General features: G+C 42.9%; 19 protein-coding genes and 1 pseudogene. 16 read left to right on the top strand and 4 right to left on the bottom strand.

Annotated elements, in window-relative coordinates:
* The first annotated feature begins 86 nt into the window (after window positions 1–86).
* From MOJ78_RS20005 to MOJ78_RS19975, 7 genes are all read left to right on the top strand, one after another.
* The gene (locus MOJ78_RS20005) at window positions 87–1,634 is read left to right on the top strand and encodes an FMN-binding glutamate synthase family protein (protein ID WP_304981318.1); all 1,548 of its coding nucleotides are present in this window, start codon (window positions 87–89) and stop codon (window positions 1,632–1,634) included.
* A gap of 292 nt (window positions 1,635–1,926) precedes the next feature.
* On the top strand, window positions 1,927–2,466 hold the full coding sequence (locus MOJ78_RS20000) for a DUF420 domain-containing protein (RefSeq protein ID WP_304979080.1): 540 nt from the start codon (window positions 1,927–1,929) through the stop codon (window positions 2,464–2,466).
* A 17-nt stretch (window positions 2,467–2,483) separates the two neighbouring features.
* Window positions 2,484–3,551 (top strand): GGDEF domain-containing protein, encoded by a 1,068-nt coding sequence (locus MOJ78_RS19995; RefSeq protein ID WP_304979079.1) that lies wholly within the window; start codon window positions 2,484–2,486, stop codon window positions 3,549–3,551.
* A 179-nt stretch (window positions 3,552–3,730) separates the two neighbouring features.
* Window positions 3,731–4,324 carry a histidine phosphatase family protein gene (locus MOJ78_RS19990; RefSeq protein WP_304979078.1) on the top strand — a complete coding sequence of 198 codons (594 nt, stop codon included), beginning with the start codon at window positions 3,731–3,733 and terminating at the stop codon, window positions 4,322–4,324.
* Complete coding sequence (locus tag MOJ78_RS19985) at window positions 4,317–4,829, top strand: DUF6886 family protein (RefSeq protein WP_304979077.1); 513 nt, start codon at window positions 4,317–4,319, stop codon at window positions 4,827–4,829. The genes MOJ78_RS19990 and MOJ78_RS19985 overlap by 8 nt, the downstream gene beginning before the upstream one ends.
* 72 nt (window positions 4,830–4,901) lie before the next feature.
* The gene (locus MOJ78_RS19980; RefSeq protein WP_304979076.1) at window positions 4,902–5,504 is read left to right on the top strand and encodes a YczE/YyaS/YitT family protein; all 603 of its coding nucleotides are present in this window, start codon (window positions 4,902–4,904) and stop codon (window positions 5,502–5,504) included.
* Between the two features lie 139 nt (window positions 5,505–5,643).
* On the top strand, window positions 5,644–6,333 hold the full coding sequence (locus tag MOJ78_RS19975) for an MOSC domain-containing protein (protein WP_304979075.1): 690 nt from the start codon (window positions 5,644–5,646) through the stop codon (window positions 6,331–6,333).
* Window positions 6,334–6,413: 80 nt separating this feature from the next.
* Here MOJ78_RS19975 and MOJ78_RS19970 read toward each other — a convergent pair whose 3' ends face one another.
* Entirely contained in the window at window positions 6,414–7,886 is a 1,473-nt protein-coding gene (locus tag MOJ78_RS19970) for an amidase family protein (protein ID WP_304979074.1), read from the bottom strand.
* A gap of 381 nt (window positions 7,887–8,267) precedes the next feature.
* Between MOJ78_RS19970 and MOJ78_RS19965 the strand changes: the two genes are divergently transcribed.
* The 5 genes and pseudogenes from MOJ78_RS19965 to MOJ78_RS19945 all read left to right on the top strand — a co-directional run bounded on the left by MOJ78_RS19965 (window position 8,268) and on the right by MOJ78_RS19945 (window position 13,486).
* Window positions 8,268–10,619, top strand: a complete 2,352-nt coding sequence (locus MOJ78_RS19965) for an FdhF/YdeP family oxidoreductase (protein WP_304979073.1) — start codon at window positions 8,268–8,270, stop codon at window positions 10,617–10,619.
* A 106-nt stretch (window positions 10,620–10,725) separates the two neighbouring features.
* Window positions 10,726–11,136 (top strand): SLAP domain-containing protein, encoded by a 411-nt coding sequence (locus MOJ78_RS19960; protein WP_304979072.1) that lies wholly within the window; start codon window positions 10,726–10,728, stop codon window positions 11,134–11,136.
* 141 nt (window positions 11,137–11,277) lie between these two features.
* Window positions 11,278–11,868, top strand: a pseudogene (locus MOJ78_RS19955) (DsbA family protein); the annotation flags it as partial.
* A 155-nt stretch (window positions 11,869–12,023) separates the two neighbouring features.
* Complete coding sequence (locus MOJ78_RS19950) at window positions 12,024–12,473, top strand: chemotaxis protein CheX (protein ID WP_304979070.1); 450 nt, start codon at window positions 12,024–12,026, stop codon at window positions 12,471–12,473.
* A 728-nt stretch (window positions 12,474–13,201) separates the two neighbouring features.
* On the top strand, window positions 13,202–13,486 hold the full coding sequence (locus MOJ78_RS19945; RefSeq protein WP_304979069.1) for a YwdI family protein: 285 nt from the start codon (window positions 13,202–13,204) through the stop codon (window positions 13,484–13,486).
* Between the two features lie 354 nt (window positions 13,487–13,840).
* Here the strand turns inward: MOJ78_RS19945 and MOJ78_RS19940 are convergent, their stop codons facing one another.
* Window positions 13,841–15,481: a glycoside hydrolase family 13 protein gene (locus MOJ78_RS19940; RefSeq protein ID WP_304979068.1), complete on the bottom strand. Its 1,641-nt coding sequence runs from the start codon at window positions 15,479–15,481 to the stop codon at window positions 13,841–13,843.
* Between the two features lie 310 nt (window positions 15,482–15,791).
* Between MOJ78_RS19940 and MOJ78_RS19935 the strand changes: the two genes are divergently transcribed.
* The 4 genes from MOJ78_RS19935 (at window position 15,792) to MOJ78_RS19920 (ending at window position 17,277) form a co-directional block, all read left to right on the top strand.
* Window positions 15,792–16,319, top strand: a complete 528-nt coding sequence (locus MOJ78_RS19935; RefSeq protein WP_304979067.1) for a sigma-70 family RNA polymerase sigma factor — start codon at window positions 15,792–15,794, stop codon at window positions 16,317–16,319.
* The gene (locus MOJ78_RS19930) at window positions 16,312–16,524 is read left to right on the top strand and encodes a YvrJ family protein (RefSeq protein WP_304979066.1); all 213 of its coding nucleotides are present in this window, start codon (window positions 16,312–16,314) and stop codon (window positions 16,522–16,524) included. Before MOJ78_RS19935 ends, MOJ78_RS19930 begins: the two co-directional genes overlap by 8 nt.
* The gene (locus MOJ78_RS19925) at window positions 16,484–16,807 is read left to right on the top strand and encodes an RNA polymerase sigma factor (RefSeq protein WP_304979065.1); all 324 of its coding nucleotides are present in this window, start codon (window positions 16,484–16,486) and stop codon (window positions 16,805–16,807) included. The genes MOJ78_RS19930 and MOJ78_RS19925 overlap by 41 nt, the downstream gene beginning before the upstream one ends.
* 98 nt (window positions 16,808–16,905) lie before the next feature.
* Entirely contained in the window at window positions 16,906–17,277 is a 372-nt protein-coding gene (locus tag MOJ78_RS19920; RefSeq protein WP_304979064.1) for a DUF423 domain-containing protein, read from the top strand.
* Window positions 17,278–17,389: 112 nt separating this feature from the next.
* Here the strand turns inward: MOJ78_RS19920 and gerQ are convergent, their stop codons facing one another.
* The gene (gerQ, locus tag MOJ78_RS19915; protein WP_370529747.1) at window positions 17,390–17,872 is read right to left on the bottom strand and encodes a spore coat protein GerQ; all 483 of its coding nucleotides are present in this window, start codon (window positions 17,870–17,872) and stop codon (window positions 17,390–17,392) included.
* Between the two features lie 159 nt (window positions 17,873–18,031).
* Entirely contained in the window at window positions 18,032–18,463 is a 432-nt protein-coding gene (locus MOJ78_RS19910) for a cell wall hydrolase (protein ID WP_304979063.1), read from the bottom strand.
* Window positions 18,464–18,818: the final 355 nt, after the last annotated feature.

Below are 18,818 nucleotides of genomic sequence, written 5' to 3'. Positions count from 1 at the left end.
TAGGTCATTTTTATAATGAATGGGTGAAATGGAGAGGATTAAGTTTGGATTTGACGGATATTTTGGTCACGATCATTTTGACGGTCATGGGGTTGGCTTTTCTCGTCCCGATGGTCTTATTTATCTGGCTATACCTTGAAGATGCACGACAGGATGAGCACTCAGTTCTCAGGAATTATCCAGTTCTGGGTAAAGCTCGATATATTATGGAAAAAATGGGTCCTGAGCTTAGACAGTACCTATTTAGCAACAATAGTGAGGGTAAGCCCTTTTCGCGGAATGATTATGTAAACGTTGTAAAAGCAGGTAAGTATGTAACAAGAATGATTGGTTTCGGTTCTGAACGGGACTTTAGTAAACCAGGCTATTACATTAAGAATGCATTTTTCCCCAAACAGCGGGAAGAGATGCGGGATGTACAGGAACCTAAAATTACAACAAAGGTTTACCATATTGATAATGATAAATTGTTCAACAGGAAAGAGCATCGTGAAACGGAGGAGCGATCTCCGTATCTTCTTCATGAGGAGGATGCTGTGGTAATCGGCAAAAACACTTCTCGGATGCCTTTTAAAGTACGCGGGTTGGTTGGCCAATCGGCAATGAGCTTTGGTTCACTCGGTGACCGGTCGATAACCGCTCTTTCAACAGGACTTGGGCTTGCCGGTGGAACGTGGATGAACACAGGGGAAGGCGGATTAAGCGATCATCACCTAAAGGGCGGCGTTGACATCATCATGCAGATTGGACCGGGATTGTTTGGGGTGAGGACGAAAGACGGTCAATTTTCTTGGGAGGAATTTAAGAAAAAGAGTGAAATTGAGCAGGTGAGGGCTTTTGAATTGAAGCTTGCACAAGGAGCGAAGACACGAGGCGGTCATGTCGACGGATCGAAAATCAATGAAGAAATTGCAAGAATGCGTAACGTTGAGCCATGGAAAACGGTGGATAGCCCGAATCGGTTCCGTGAGTTTCACGATATTCCATCAATGTTCGAATTTATGGAGCGACTTAGAGAAATAAGTGGAAAACCAATCGGTATGAAGATTGTTGTTGCAGATTTGGAAAAGCTTGAGGAGCTTGCGGTACATATGCAGACTTCGGGGAAAGGCCCGGATTTTATCACGGTTGATGGAAGTGAAGGCGGAACGGGAGCATCGTATCAGGAACTCGCGGATTCGGCTGGTTTGCCGCTTCTGACTGCTTTACCATTACTTGATCGTATCTTACGTGAGTATAAGGTTAGGGACCAGGTTAAAATCATTGCGGCAGGAAAGCTGATCACTCCAGATAAAATTGCTATTGCACTTGCGATGGGAGCAGATCTTGTCAATATTGCGAGAGGTTTCATGTTCAGTGTTGGCTGTATCATGGCACAGGTATGTCATACGAACAATTGTCCTGTCGGAGTCGCAACAACAGACCCGAATCTACAAAAGGCACTAAGTATTGAGGAAAAATCTTATCGGGTATGTAACTATGTACTCTCATTACGAGAGGGTCTATTTTATTTGGCTGCAGCAGCAGGGATTGAGTCGCCTACCAAGTTTGAATCCAAGCATATAACTTACCGCGATGAGCAGGGACGTCTCTTAAATGTAGATCGAATCCTGAGCGAAATGGTACAGCTTTAAGAACCGAAGGAAACTTCAATCGAACGTTGTTGTATCGTATAGGTTGGTTGTGGAAGTTTGCTAGTGCAATGGAAAAATTCGAGGGTTACTTTAATGATGGAGCTTGAAAATAGTTTCAGAAAATTCTTTCATATAAAGTGCAAATGTTGTATGTTTAAAGGTATGAAAAACAATCAAATTTCTCCTTCCTGTATGTGAACGTTATGTGGATTAGATGGTAAAAGGTTGCCGATACAGATAGACTTCTTATATCCTTATAATAGAATTGGTTAATAGAACAGGGGAGATCTTCATGTCTCAAAAGGAACATGCTCGTAATAAAAGCTATACAGGCATTGTCGTCATTTTATCTATTGTCGTAAATGCGCTCGTCGTTGTCCTTTTCTTTTTACCAGAATACGGCGGGGAAACAGGATTCGATATTACGATATTGCCGCTATTGAATGCGGTTTTCAATAGTTTTACATTTGTCTTTTTGCTAGCTGCATTGTGGTTCATTTTACGGAAAAACATTAAGCTGCATCGACGATTCATCTTTGCTGCCTTCACGACGACAGGACTTTTTCTAGTCTCGTATGTAAGCTATCATTATTTGGCTGAATCTACCTCCTATGGCGGAGAAGGGCCATTGAGATATATTTATTATTTTATCCTGATTACACACATCATTCTTGCAGCGGCCATTGTCCCGCTTGCCTTGCTGTCTCTATTCAGGGGCTTAAGCATGCAGGTTGAAAAGCATCGGAAAATTGCGCGCTGGACGATGCCGATTTGGCTTTATGTCAGCTTAACAGGTGTTTTAGTTTACATTTTAATTTCTCCTTATTATTAAGATAGGAGGTGGGGCAGATGGAGCAACTCGATTCGACCCGTCTTAATCGTAAAATATTGAATGTGTATTGGGTTATTATCGGACTTTCATCTGTGATTGAGCTTGTGAATTATACATTCACCACTCTCCCATTTAAACAATATGCTTTGTATGATGTTGTTCTGCCTACTATACTAACTTCTCTTATTATGCTGGTTTGTGAATGGGGTAGATCCTATTTTCCGAAAAGGGCTAACGATTTTGTCGTCGTGACAGGTCTTCTTATTGCTGTCGTTTTTATATGCATACGTCCGGATGTTGCGGTATTACGTGCGTCCTTATTTTTACCGATTCTTGTATCCGGTGCTTATTTCAATAAACGATCGATCAGGCTTGCAACGGTTTCTTCATTTCTCAGTTACATCATGTTGTATTTTCTACACCCATACTTGAATGCGAATGTTGGATACACTGAGCATTTTATGATGCTTTCGATGCTTCCGATTGCAGCATTGGCGGTAACAGGTGTGATGGTTCGTGGTCTTGAGATTGCAGATCATTACCGGCGTTCCCTTGAAAAGCAGGAGGAGCTTATCGTTGAAAATACACTGATGGAGAAGCTGGCAAAGACGGACTCGTTAACAGGGTTATACAATCAAATATCGTTTCATCAGTATTTGGATGAGTTGCTAAAACATCATGCCCAGCACGGTTTTTCATTACAAATGGCGATTTTTGACCTAGATAATTTTAAACAAGTTAATGATACATACGGTCATAGGGCAGGAGATCAAGTCTTAAAGGAACTATCTGATTTGATCAAACGCGAAATAACGCCCGATGATTTTGCAGCACGATACGGTGGTGAGGAATTTATAGTGCTGTTTATCGGAAAACCAATGGAGCGGACGATGGAGCTTGTCGAATTGATCCGGACCAAAATCGAGCAGCTTTCATTTTCGGCTTTAGATGGCTCCCATGTCACGGTAAGTATTGGGGTGAAGGATTACCACCGGAGCGTTGAAAAAGAACAATTTTTCGAAAAAGCAGATTCGCTGCTGTATAAGGCGAAAAGAAGCGGAAAGAACCAAGTGAAAACGGGATGATCGAGGCTGTCCTAAACATCAGTGGAGTTGATGTTGCGGTACAGCCTTTTGATTTTAGGAAGGTACCGGATTATACGCCAAATTCTCTTGATTAACGATTTTCTTCCGAGATTAGAAGGAACGTGAGCCTATATTATCGAATTATCATTGTTCTGAGCAAAACAAAAGGAGTGGTACATATGACAACGATTGCATTCATAAGGCACGGCACGACGAATTGGAACCTAGAACGCCGGGCACAAGGGCAAACAGATATCCCTCTGAATGAGGACGGAATTCTTCAGGCGAAGGCATTAGGTAGACGGTTTAACGGCGAAAAATGGGATGCGATTTACAGTAGTGATTTACAGCGCGCAAAAAAGACAGCTGAAGCAGTTTGTGAGGCATTAAACTTACCAGTAATAGAGGACCAACGTATACGGGAGATAGGCTTTGGCATAATGGAGGGGACGAACGAACAAGAACGAGTCGCCCAATGGGGTCCGAATTGGAAGGATCTAGACCTTGGAGTTGAAACCGATACGGCCGTCCTAGAACGTGTCGATCCCTTTATAAAAGAAATTGTCGAGGAACATCCGGATGGCAATGTAATCGTCGTGAGTCACGGTGCCTTGTTAAACGATCTTTTTGGAATCCTTTTAAAAGAACAGTATAAGCGAGGCCGACTGGACAATACATCTGTAACAGTTTTAACACGTAAAGAACATTGGGAATTAAAGCTGCTTAATTGCTGCAAACACCTCTCAAAGCAAGAAGAGCATAAAAGTGAATAACGTTTACTATCATTATAGTGAAGAACCTGGTATTGACCAGTTCATACCAAGAAAGAACTCTACATTTCCAGATTTGCAACCGGTTGTCTGGGCTATCGATAAGGAACATGCCCCGCTGTATTATTTCCCAAGAGATTGTCCAAGAATTGCAATTTGGAGGGGTAACGAGACATCGGAGCTTGATATGAACAGGTTTCAGGTCAATATAAGAATGGTGATTACAATTGAAAAGCGATGGTTACAAGCATTAGAGAAGACGATCATTCATGAATATTCGTTTGCAGGAAAAACGTTTCAATGCTTTGATGAGAATGCGGGATATTATATATCTCAAGAGAGTGTAGAACCTATTGAGGTGACGATGATCGACAACCTACCTGAAAAACTGCTTGAATCTAACGTGGAGCTAAGGTTGGTGAATTCATTAAAATCATTACGAGACGACGTATTGGAATCGTCTTTAGCCTATTCGATGATTCGGATGCGAAATGCGATATTGGCATAACTTAACGGTGCTAAACGGGTACAAACGTGTTATGATGTCTAAATATAAATCGTAATTCGGAGGAACGGCATCATGAAATCTATCATTACTCGAATTGTTTATTATGTAATCGGCCTTGCGTTATTAGGTTTTGGGGTCAGTTTAACGATAAAAGCTGAATTTGGAACAGGTGCTTGGGATGCATTGAACGTCGGGCTTACCAAGACGATCGGTTTAACGGTTGGGAGCTGGGTGTTCATTGTCGGGATTGTACTTATCGCTTTGAACGCAATATTGATAAAAGCTCGACCTGATTTCCTAGCGGTGATCACCATCTTTTTAACAGGTGTCTTTATCGACAGTTGGCTTTTGATTGTACTTGAAGATTTTGCGGCTGATGGATTCGCTTCACAGCTCATAACCTTCATAGGTGGAATTCTGAGTCTTTCATTTGGGATAGCCCTCTACATTCAGGCAAAATTTCCACTGATTCCGATTGATAACCTGATGATCTCGATCCAGAAACGCTTAGGAGTAAGCCTTGGGACGGCAAAAACAATCGGTGAAATATCTGCACTGATTGTAGCGTTCCTGTTCAGTGGTCCAATCGGTCTCGGAACATTGATTATCACCTTTACGATAGGCCCTCTTGTACAGTTTTTCGCACCAAGGCTTCAAAATAAATTGCAAACATGACTTTTAAAAACAGTCGCGGGATGCGGTTGTTTTTTAGTTATTTCCAGTTAGGCGTTTTCAAATCTTTCACAAATGAAGGAGTACAGACCTGCTATTTCGAATACTGATAGTAAGATATTGGGTCTCGGGGGTGCAATGTATGAAAGCTGGAACGATTGAGGCGATCTTCAGATATCCTGTAAAATCGATGCAGGGTGAGAAACTAGAAAAGGCTGTAACCAAGGAATATGGTATCGAGGGGGATCGGATTTTTGCATGGGAAAAGCAAAACAGTCCTGGCAAACACCTTACAATCCCGGAGCTTCCATCACTTCTAAGCTATAAAGTTCGTTTGGATCAAAATCAACAGCTATCCATATTAAAAGGCAGTCAATCGTGTTCCGTCTCGCAACTTGAAGAGGAACTTTCCCGGAAGTCTGGCACGAATGTAAATTTAGTAGACATTGATCCGAACGGCAATGGGCCTGCATATTGGGACTCACCGTTACTTATAACGACGACCGCCTCATTAAAAGAGATTGAGAAGGCAAGTCGCCGTGATGACCTGGATATTCTCCGCTTTCGCCCGAATCTTATTGTGGAGCTAGCGGATAATACACCATTTCAGGAGGAATCTTGGATCGGAAAAGTAATTACGATGGGTGAGGTCATATTGTATGTAAAAAAGGGCTGCGAGCGTTGTGCTTATGTCAACGTGGATCCTGCAACCCAGGAAATTGATACCGGAGTTCTAAAAATCGTCATGGTAGAAAATAAAATGACCTTCGGTGTCTATGCAACGGTTGTAAGATCAGGTCACATCAATCAAAGTGATGAGATCCATATATGATGACTGCAACTAGACTTATGCATCATTATTTTTCCGGTACACAAAAAGCCGACGCCACTAAGACGTCGGCTTTGCTCTAATTAAAAAGCAGGAGCCTTTCGGTGTTTCGTCGCTTGCTCATAAGCGTAGGCAAGCCCGATTAAGGCAGGCTCGCTATAGGCTAGACCTGTAAATGTCACTCCAACCGGTTCGCCATCCTTTGTAAATCCACCTGGAACAGTTACGGAAGGATAACCTGCTTTTGCCGGTATTCCTGCGCCATTGGAGTTTGGAAAAAGGAGGGCGTCCAATTGATGCTCTTCCATGACGACATCGATTCCTCGTGTACGTGACAGCTCAAGGTCACGAAGACGGCTATCCAAATAATCGGATTCTGTCATCATTCCAGAGGTTTTATCGGAAGCGATCAATATGTCCTGGCCATATTTCATGGCACGTTCTGAATGGGACTCATTAAAGGCGATTACATCGGATAGTGACTGCACAGCCGAACCCCGTCCGAGCCCTGCAAGATAATGGTTCAAATCGGATTTGAATTCATGCAGCAACACTTTATAATCCCAAGCTTCATCCTTTTCCATTGGCGAGATGGACTCAAGCTCGATGATCGTCACTCCTTCTCCTTCAAGATCACGTAACGCTTGTTCCATTACCTCTTTTTGCTCATTCGTCAATCCATCAAAATAAAGCGAACGTGCAACCCCAATCCTGGCACCGTGCAGTGACTTTGAATTCAGAAATGAAGTGTAATCTCGGTAGTTCCGCTCAACGCTCGTTTTCGTAATCGGATCTGCTGGATCAATACCAGTCAATGCCCCTAAAAGGATAGCCGCATCTGTCACAGACCGTGCAATTGGACCAGCTGTATCCTGACTGTGTGATAGTGGAATGATCCCGGTTCGACTTACGAGCCCAACGGTCGGTTTGATTCCGACAACATTATTTTGACTTGCAGGACTTAGAATCGAGCCGGATGTTTCCGTACCAATCGAAAGTGTGGAAAAATGTGCCGCAACGCCTACCGCAGACCCTGAACTGGAACCGCCGCAATCAAACGTTGCGCCATACGGATTTCTGACCTGTCCGCCTCTTGAACTGTATCCGTTTTTCATCGATTCACTCATGAAATTAGCCCATTCTGTCATGTTCGCCTTTCCGATGATCACTGCTCCTGCATCACGAAGCTTACGGACAATCGTCGCATCATGCACAGCATAATGGCTCTCAAGTGCAACAGACCCTGCACTCGTATGCATCCGGTCACCCGTTTCAACATTGTCCTTTACTAAAACTGGAATTCCGTGCAGCGGGCCGCGCATCCCTTTTACTTTCCGTTCAGAGTCCAATGTTTCCGCAATGTGCAGGGCATCAGGATTAACTTCAAGCACAGCATTCAGATTCGGACCCTTATGGTTTAAGCGTGATATGTATTCAAGACAACGGCTGACGAGCTGCATCGAGGTCAGTTCCCCATTGCTCATCGCCTTCTGAAGCTCAAGAATCGTTGCTTGCTCCAGCCAATCCTTATTTCGTAATTTATAGCTTTCCCTCATGTTGGTTCCTTCCCCTTCTCTAGAATGTCTAGCCTTGGCGCCTATCCCCTTGGATCACACTATTGGCACACTAAGGCGGCAGCTTCCCCGGTAGTCCTCCAGTCTCCTTCACGGCTACCCAGGCACTTCTACCTTCTTATATTTTCCACAGCGGTAAGCGAATTTCCTTTTTAACAGTATGAACGAACGGCCCAGCTGCAAACCCACTGATTCAAAATGAGAAACGACTGATCTTTGATTCCCGAACACGTTTCATCCAAATGACAGAAGTTGCGTTGAAGCCGCTTTCATACTACTATTAAACTAATAAATAGTTCGTATTTTTTAACATTAGATAAAACACATATAAATATTTTTATTTTTTTAGGAAGGGGAATGAGCATGGGGAAAACAAAACACACTGGACCGATGAAAATCTCAAAAGCGCCGGATCCCTCGCTATGGGCCAGTAAGGTTCCATTTGGCCTCGGTAAAATCAAACCGCATCATATTCGTGACACCATTAAGGTTGCATGGGAAAACAAGGATAACCTACCTTACGCAACACGGATTTTGACACAGGGGGTATGCGACGGATGTGCACTCGGGGTTGCGGGGCTACAGGATCAAACTCTCCAGGGGCCGCACTTATGCACAACCCGCCTAAATGTACTTCGCCTTAATACAATGTCTGAAATGAAGCCGGAAGTTGTTCATGCAGATATTGATGAGCTTAGGAAAAAAAGCAGTACTGAGCTTCGGAAGCTTGGAAGAATCCCATATCCGCTTATCCGTAAACCAGGAGAGAAGAAATTCAGCCGTCTATCATGGGATGAAGCCTTAACTACGATTGCTGAAAAAATTAAGAAAATCGACGCGAAGCAATACGGTTTTTACTTGACGTCACGCGGGATAACGAATGAATCGTACTACACAGCAGCGAAAGTAGCACGTTTCCTCGGCACGAACAATATCGATAATGCGTCTCGAATTTGTCATTCACCTTCTAAAACAGCTTTGAGCCGTTCGATGGGAATCGGGGCATCGAGCTGTAATTATAAGGATTGGATCGGTACCGACGTCCTCGTATTCTGGGGTTCGGTAGCTGCAAACAATCAGCCGGTTTCTACAAAATACATGTATGCAGCAAAGCGTAAAGGGACAAAGATAATCGTCATCAACCCGTACCATGAGCCTTCGATGGATCAATACTGGATTCCGTCAATTGCCGAGTCTGCCTTGTTCGGAACGAAAATCGCAGACGATGTGTATCAGGTGAACATTGGTGGTGATATCGCCTTCATGCACGGAATTATGAAGCATTGGTTTGAGATGGAAGCATCTGAGCCAGGTTCTGCGATCAATCACGAGTTCATTCAAGAGCATGTGAACGGATTAGATGAGCTCAAAGTGAAAGTGCAGTCTTACGATTGGGAAACCCTTGAACAATCATCCGGGCTCTCCAAAGGTCGGATGGAGGAGCTTGCTGTTCTTCTTGCAAAATCGAAATCAGCGGTATTCGTCTGGTCGATGGGCTTGACCCAGCATCGTTTTGGTACAGATAATGTATCCCAAGTGGCGAACCTTGCTCTTTTACAAGGCTATATCGGTAAGGAGCATTGCGGTGTGATGCCGATCCGCGGTCATTCAGGTGTACAGGGCTCCGGGGAGATGGGTGCAGATCCTTTCGTCCTTCCTGGCGGTGGTTTTGATGAAAAAAATGTTTCTCGGCTTGAGCAGGTTTGGAACTTTGATATTCCGAAATGGCAAGGTGATATTGTAGGCGTCAGTCTTGAAAACGCCTTGCTTCCAGAGGACCATGAACGGAAGCTGAAGCTTTACTATATGTCTGGCGGAAATTTCTTGGAAACGATGCCGGATCCGGACTTTGTAAAAGAGTGCCTTGAAGGCGTTGACATCCGAGTGCATCAGGACATCATCTTCAATACGTCCACGTTTGCCGATGCGAAGGAAGCAGTCATTGTCCTTCCGGCGATGACACGTTATGAGCAGCCTGGCGGAGGTACATCGACCTCGACGGAGCGGATGGTCTATTTTTCCCCTGAAATCAAAGGACCTCGTATCGGAGAGGCTCGTTCCGAATGGGAAATCTATGTTGATCTTGCAAAACGGGTGAAACCGGAGCAGCAGCATCTGATAGATTTTAACAATGCACAGGAAGTCCGCGACGAAATTGCTAAAGCGGCACCGAATTATGACGGTATCCAACACCTTAAGGAAAAGGGAGATGTGTTCCAGTGGGGTGGTGCATGGCTTTGTGAAGATGGTGTTTGCCCAACACCAGACGGGAACGGGAACTTGATCGCGATGGATATCCCGGAATTGCGAAGAGCAGAAGGTTTGTTCTATGTCACGACACGACGCGGCAAGCAATTCAACTCGATGGTCTACTCTGAAAAAGATCCGTTCAATGATGCGGACCGTTATGATGTGCTGATGAATGCTGAAGACGGAGGAAAGTACGGCATTCAAGCAGGTGAAGCAATCGTCGTTTACAATAAGTTCGGTCTATTCCACGGGAAAGCAAAATTCGTTGATGTAAAGCCTGGCAATATCGAGGTTCACTGGCCAGAGGGGAATGTCCTTATCCCGAAAGGTGTTTATGAAAAGCACGCGGGAATCCCTGAATACAACACAGCAGTCATTGTTGAAAAATCTGAAACCTTCCATGCCCAAAAGGACACGAAATACCTTGAAAAAAGGGTAGAGGAATTGGAGCAGGAAGTCGGATGAAGTAAGTTAGTAAGTGGTAAGGGTTGGCCCGATTCAAATGGGTCAATCCTTTTACTATGAGAGGTTGTTGGACATAGATTTCCAGCCATTGTGAAAGGACCATGAAATGAATCATAAATTAATGTTTGAGCCCTCCTGGCAAAAAGCGATTTCACCGATCGACCGAAAATCAATCACGGACATTTTTGAAAACAGCACACCGGTACAGAACAGAGTTATTTATACACAAATACGAGCTGCGATGAACCATCGCGGAGCCTTACTTGCTATGGTTTTAGTACAGAATGGAACCGAGGAGGCATTTTCGATTCAAGATCTCACCCTTCAATATGAAGAAAGGGGGAGAGGGGTGGTTGCGCAAAACAGCTTTAATCTACCGGAAATCATCACCGAAGCAAATACCTCCATGCCCTGGACATTTGTTTTTCCGAAAAGCTCGATTAACCAGCGACCGTTATTAAAGGATTGGACCGTCACGGATTCCAAGAAGTCTAACCCATTTCAGTTCGATAGATAGACTGTGGAAAGAGACCAGATCAGTTCGTTTTTCTTTTTGCCCAACTTCAAAAGGAGTACAATGAGAGGAAACAAAAAAGGAGGAGAAATGATGACTCTAAAGATTCAAATATATTCGGATTATGTTTGACCATTCTGTTATTTAGCGGAGGCTCCGCTACAGGAAGCGATGAAAGGCAAGGATGTTGAAATCGAGTGGAAGCCGTTTGAGCTTCGACCTTACCCGACACCGACGCTTGACCCGAAAGGCGACTATATCCAAAATGGTTGGCGACAGTCCGTGCAGCCGCTCTCGCAAAAGCTTGGTGTAGAAATGAACCTTCCCCCTGTTCAGCCACATACACATCTAGCGTTTGAAGGGTTTCAATATGCGAAAACAAAAGAGCTTGCCAATGAATACAACCACAGGATGTTTACAGCTTATTTTGTGGAAGGGAAAGACATTGGAGACCTTGATGTGTTAACCGATCTTGCGGACGATGTAGGTCTAAATAGGGACGATTATCGTGAAGCTGTTGAATCAAGAAGGTTTAGGGAAGAGCACCAACAAGCGCTGAAGGAAGCGGGAGAGCAAAACATAGCCGCGGTACCATCCTTTTTCATCGGTGATCGCAAATTACAAGGTCTTTATCCAGCCGATCGACTTGAAGCTATAATTGATAGCGAGCTGGAGAAACAATCGAACGATGATTCCGATATGAACGGTATGTCCTGTGGAATTGACGGCTGCTAACATCAAACATATTGAATGAACGAGATTGACGAGGAGCTTCTCGCTTTTGAGTCAATCTCTTTTTTATACATTTTCAATATAAACCCTTTAGTTTTGTGGAATTATGTCGATATAAATAGAAATATCGGTAAAAACGGCTTTCGGGGGGGCTGAAAATGTCTGTTACAGCTACACAGCACATTACAAATCTACTAAACGGAACAATAGAAGTATCCAAATCTATGATACCGCTTAAGTTTCAGCTCGGAATGCCTACTACAGGCGCAGATTTAGATTTAGCGGGCGAAATTGGAGTTATGATCGGATTAGAGAAGGACATCAATGGATCGTTGATTTTACATGGCAAAGAAACGCTCTTTAGCCAGTTTGGTCAGCAAATGTATGGGATGCCTTTCGAAGGCGAAATGCTTCAATCCTTTATCGGTGAATTTGGAAATATTATAGCCGGAAACATTGCGACACATCTATCTAAACTTGAAATTACCATTGACATTACACCACCTAGGGTCGTTACTGAGGCTTCAATTACGGATGCAACGAAAATCGTTTCCGTTCCATTGCAATTTGACTCTGGTCAGCTGAAGATCGTATGTGCCATCTATTAACATTCACCTTTTCTATCCCTTCATTACTAAACCTATTTCCCGCACAAACCTAATTAGATATCTTTCATTAGACTTGTTTTGCCTAAAGAAGTGGCTTTACGAGTTTTTTTGCTATTGAATTGAAAAAAGAATTTGATAGTTTGACCAGTTATAGCAAATGCGATTGGTTTTTGTTGAGAACTTTTTTGATTTTCGTTCAGATTGTGACAAACATTGTGAATCGGAATCAGTATACTCATACTATCAATCACATAGAATAATAGGTTCCGATTTGAAGGAGGTGCAACACAAGGGGGATCGGATGAAAAAAGCTAGATTTTGAAGGGAGAAGGGATTCAATGGTCGATTTGGTAACGTATTGTATGGTATTGTGGGTTGCAATAATTCATATGGTTCGGACAAAACAACATGAATCGAACTTCTTTAGTACAGCTGCACACGATTCCTCTTATGTTGTGAATGTGAAGTCAGGGATTCGAAACATCATTCGGTTAACTTGTAGATTAAGGGAGGATCTTTTTTGTCAGAAGGGGGATGTGCTTTGGGATACCTCTTAAAATATATAGTTGACACAGCTTATGGTGAAAGGGCCCTTCAATATCGTTCTCACACAGTTTTTTTGTGCTGTTTCTATCAAGTGTATGTTCAACATTCGTCGCTTTCATTTGGTGACTTTTTGAACATCCTCTATAATGGATGGAGAACGATTTGAGAAAAGAGGGATAACCTTGAGTATACAATCAAGCTCCATTATACAAAAAATGATTGACCGACTGGAGAAAATTAAAGGCGATGTGGACCAAAGTCCTTCATCTAGCAAGGTAAAAGAAGAGTTAAGTGCAGTGAAAGCTTACTGTGATTTGTTAATGGACACAACATCCATGCGCTCTTCAAAGCTACCTGCTGCTAAGGAAAAAACTAAACCCAAGCCTCATCAGCCTGTCCAAAACTGGTCGAAAAAAAAACCGGATGAAGAGGATGATGTGAACGGAGATTCCATTTTCGATTTCTAAAAATATGCACTATCAAGGTTAAACAATAGTGTTTTACGTGAAAATTAGAATCCAATCGGGATTTTTCTGATTTTCACTTCAACTATTATGCATGAAGACAACCAAAAGCTGGAGCAATCGGACGGCATAATCCAGCTTTCAAATAAAAAACAGGCCCACAGTTCGCCTGATCAACGACTGTGGGTCATTATACGTGCTGTTTATTCTTTACACGTAAGGAAAGTATTACTTTTCAACTAGTATGCAAATCGACGCCGTAGAAAAGTTTAATTCCTAGTTTAAGTGCAACTAAGTCGATCGCCTGCGAGGCCTTTAGGTCATCCTTTAGGGCTAAGGCTTGGCGCTAGCAAAGTTTTATTTATATTTATAGATTCTAGCCTCATGTGGGCGGAGCTTTATTACATCTATCTGTTCATCGTCACTTACGTCGTTGTAGTTCGCAATGATCAGCTCATTGTTTTTGCCTATAAATGACTCTGGGAGTTCAAGAGAGTATGAATCATCAGAATGGTTGAGAAGAACGAGCCAGGTTGTGTCCTCTAATGTCCTCGTATACATGTATAAATGTGTATCACCATCAGATAAGTCCTTGTAATCGCCATAAACCATTACGTCATGGTTTTTTCGTAGTGCAATCAGTTTCTGGTAATAGTAAAAGATAGAATCAGGGTCGTTGAGTGCATTTTCAACATTGATGGTTTTGTAGTTCGGGTTTACGTTGATCCAAGGCTTTCCTTCAGTAAAACCAGCATTTTTCCTGTCATTCCATTGTACAGGAGTTCTGGAGTTATCCCTGCTAAGTGGTTTAAGCTCATTTAACACCTCATTAGGATTCCTGCCTTTACTGATTTCCTCCTCATATTTATTTTTCATAGCGATATCGTTGTAATCGTCTATCGAATTAAAATCGACGCCAGTCATACCGATTTCTTCCCCTTGATAAATGTATGGGGTTCCAGGGAGGGTATGAATCATCGTTCCAAGCAGCTTAGCTGATTCCTTCCGGTAGCCGCCATCGCTTCCATAGCGGCTTACCTGTCGAGTATGGTCATGGTTGTTCAGAAATTGAGAGTTCCAGCCTTTTTTATATAGCCCTTCATGCCACGTTTTCTGGATTTCTTTAAATTGAAGCATATCCCAGCTCGGCATGTCGTCAGCAACTTGAAAATGAAACAGCGTATCAAGTTCATTCCGGTCTTCTCCTACATATTTTAGTCCGTCTTCAGGAGTAACGAATGGAATCTCACCGACTGTCATCACATCATAATGCCGTAACACCTTCTCGTTCATTTCCTGAAGGTATTGGTGGATACCTGGATTGTTTCCAAGGTAGTTGATGTTTTCAGGATTGTTTGCATCAGGAAACCCTTCCAATTTGGCAAGCAGGTTGATGACATCCATACGGAATCCGTCAATTCCTTTTTCAAGCCAAAATTTCATCATTTCGAATATCGCTTCACGGACTTCCGGGTTTCGCCAGTTCAGGTCTGGCATCTCGGTCGCAAATGAATGGAAATAATATTGACCAGTCTGTTCATCCAACTCCCACGTAGATGGGGTGAAGTAAGAGCGCCAGTTGTTAGGAACTGAGCCATCTGCTTTCGGATCCTTCCATATGTACCAGTCACGCTTTGGATTGTCCATTGATGAACGTGATTCCTTAAACCAAGGGTGCTGATCGGATGTATAATTTACGACTAAATCCATGATCAGCTTCATGTCTCTTGAATGGACCTCTTTTAGAAGCTTCTTCCAATCCTCCATCGTACCTGCTTTTTCCATAACCTCCTCGTAGCCAGAGATATCATAGCCATTATCCTTATCTGGAGAATCATACACGGGATTCAACCAGATGACGTCAACACCTAATTTTTTAATATAATCTAGCTTTTCGATTACACCGCGTAAATCACCATAACCGTCTCCATCCGTATCATTGAAGCTGCGCCAATACACTTGATAGACGACAGCCTCCTTCCACCATGTTCGTTTCATATCCTCCGCCTCCTTTGTACAGTTATTGTCAATTATCGGTGGTAAGAGCCGACGTGTAAAGTGGTTTATTGAGGGAATCCATACATATTGGAACGGACGGGGGGAGGAGGGCACCACACTTTGAAGAGAAGACATAAAAACACCATTTTTGGAACAGCCAGGTCATTAGATGCAAATAAAGAACACCCAAAAAGCCTCATTGCTAAAAGTGTGTTCGTTTTTTATACTAAAAAACAGGAACAAATGTTCGTATTTTGTTTGTTTTTTTAACCCGTGGACTTGCTTTACAGATAAAGGAGTTGATTCGAACATGACAAAGACCAAACAGCGGCTCTTTAATGAAATCGCAGGTCAACAAGATTTCTTATCTGCATTTTTACAATGTCCAGAAAACAAGAGAGAGATGATGAAACTGATTGAAAACCCTGCGATGGAACAATTTAAACGGATAGATGTTCAATTTAGAGCTTTTTGCTTCGAATGTCGCTTTGTTCATTACGTATCACGAATGATTTATTTCCAAGCCATTAATTACATCCGAAAGCAACGGAGAGGCCAGTCCCGAATTTTAGATGATCAACCGGTTGAAATGGAGCAGGTAGGAATCTGGATGAATTCTGCGTTGGATCAAAATCAGATCGCTTGCCCGACCCTATTTGAAGCGATCAATGGCTTGACAACCAACCAGAAAAAAATTGTTGAACTCTACTACCAGGAGGGATGGAAGCTGAAGGAAATCGCCAACCATCTTCGTGTTAGTCCACAATCGATATCAAAGACACACCGCCGTGCGTTAGAACAGCTTCAATTACGGATGGAGGGGAACAAATATGCTTGATGGAACAAGTATTGTGGGCTGGTTTAATTTAATACCGAATGTCGGTTTCCCTGCTGTTGTGGCCCTCTATCTGTTGCTTCAGAATGACAAACGACTTTATAAGCTTGAACAATCGATAGAGGTGTTGAGTGAACTGATCCAGAAGCAACGAGGGGAGGAACACGATGAACCTGCTTCAGTTAGTAAAAAGCGCAAAGCAAAATGATCCTGATGCCTTCCAGGAACTGATTGATCGGTTTGAACCGAAAATCAAGCAAACGGTGAAATCGATGGAAACGAGATATCAGGAGGATGTGGAGCAGGAGGTTAAACTTAAAATATTTGAAGCTGTTAGCACTTACGACACAGATCGCATTCCATCGTTACGGGACATGCTGCAAAAGTCGAAGGAAGGTCGTGAGCTGTTAGAGAAGGTTGAAAACTCTGCTGAACAATCGTTTTCATCTAAGAAAAAAGGTGACAATACTTCGAATCTATGCGGCGATTAGTTGGCAAGAACCAGTGGATGATTTAACATGAAAGCATGTACTCGTTATCTTGATTGAAAAAAACCCAAAATATAGAACGAATAGGTAGGAGAAGTGAAATGTTCAAATTGTTTATTTTACTCGGTGCGGTCAACGCTGGATTGTCGGTTATTTTAGGAGCGTTTGGTGCCCATGGACTCGAATCGAAGCTTTCTGCCAAAATGATGGAAGTGTTTAAAACAGGGGTGCAATACCATATCTTTCATGCACTCGGTCTGTTTGTCGTCGCCTTTTTAGCAGATAAATTCACTGGTTCTGCATTGATTCATTGGGCAGGGTGGCTCATGTTGATCGGGATCGTCCTTTTTTCAGGAAGTCTTTATGTTCTAAGCGTAACTGGAATTTCGAAGCTTGGGATCATTACCCCGTTTGGCGGAATGGCATTTATTGTCGGCTGGCTATTAATTGTTATTGCTGTGTTGAAAGCATAGCCACAAACGCTAAAAGAGATGTCTCTCAGGGAGGCATCTCTTTCATAATTATAATGTTATGTTGAACAAATAATCCCGTTAATAGCTCCTGACCAGGTGCTATAACGAATCATCACCTAGGTGAATACGTTGTAATTTGTTCACTTTGACCACCGTAAGGATAGCTATACTCAATTTCCTCATCAAAAGTTACATAATCAAGATAAACCATCAACAGCAGGTACCTTTTCCCTGTCTCAGGATCACTGATAATAATGTGATCCCGTCCAGCAGCTTCGATAACTCCCTTAAAAATCTTCGCAGTCCATTTCGGATTACCTTCAAATGTCATATAAAAGGTTCCGACTTTTCCACGATTGAGCCGTAAAATATTCTCGATATAAGACTGCTCGACAGGAAGCTGTTCCGCTACTTGCCCTGGTATCCCTGATGGAAAGGCTCCAGGTGCTCCAGGTTGAGCCATGCCCGCCGGAAAACCCGCTCCTTGATTGGTACCCATCGGAAAACCCGCCCCTTGGTTCATACCGCCCTGATTCATGCCCATCGGAAAACCGCCCATTCCTCCTTGACCTTGCCGATAATACGGATAATTCATAAAAGACCTCCCTATTTCAATGAGACTTCTATTAATCAGATATACTCCGAGCTCGTTTAAGTTATGACACTTAAAAGAAAGTTTCGTGTTAATAGGAAGTTAACTAAGTCAACTTTTGGGCTGACACAATGTGAGTCAGTTCAACGATGCGGTGATGTTTTAATAGGTAGAATAAACCCCAGGACAATTTGATTCAGTCGGTTTATAGAAACAATGTGATTTAAAGCGCCCAGTGTTCCATTGGTTGAACCATTGAGCAGGGCAGCTTCCTGCAGGCTTAAAGAACCAAAGGGAGTACGATGCAGGGTGATATCTTTTCCCTGCAACCGCCTTTCTCGCAAGTTTAATTTCACTTTGCCTTGCCCGCTGATAAAAATAACCTTTTTGGGTAGCTTCAAATCCTCCGGGTGACTGAAACACCATATCGCGAACCGTATCAATGTTTTTAAAATCCATGCAATCCCCTCGTACGCGATTGACTCCAGTATTACCAACCATCAACATTCCAAGCTTACCATCGGCCTCAGCCTCTGCACGCATGAGCCTTGCGAGTAGCTTGACAGCAGATGGGGGTGCTTTTATGACTGCCAAACGTGTCACCTCCTTGATTATCCACTACATATCTGCACAAATTACACATACTATTCTTATGTTTGCATAGGCAAAATGATGACAGTCTACAGTAAGCGTGGGTTACGAGGAGCTCGAGGAAAAGGGAACATTTTAAAGATGACTTTTTATCCAATCCGAATGATAGGTTCTGATGTATATTTCGGGGTTCTGCGGGTTTAAGGAGACAGTTTCAAGCGGAATCACGGTAAAAGTGTCCGCATGGCAATTTGATGTACCGGTTAAAGGTAGATTTACGCTCGTAAATCATCTAGTTGAACCGCCTTCACCCCGAAGCAAGAGTCCAGTAGTACATAAAAAAGCACCCCTTAATGAA

Origin of the sequence: Alkalihalobacillus sp. AL-G, assembly GCF_030643805.1 — a bacterium.
Classification (GTDB): Bacteria; Bacillota; Bacilli; order Bacillales; family Fictibacillaceae; genus Pseudalkalibacillus.
The sequence above is the reverse complement of the archived record's forward strand: the minus strand, read 5'-3'. Positions and strand labels throughout refer to the sequence as shown.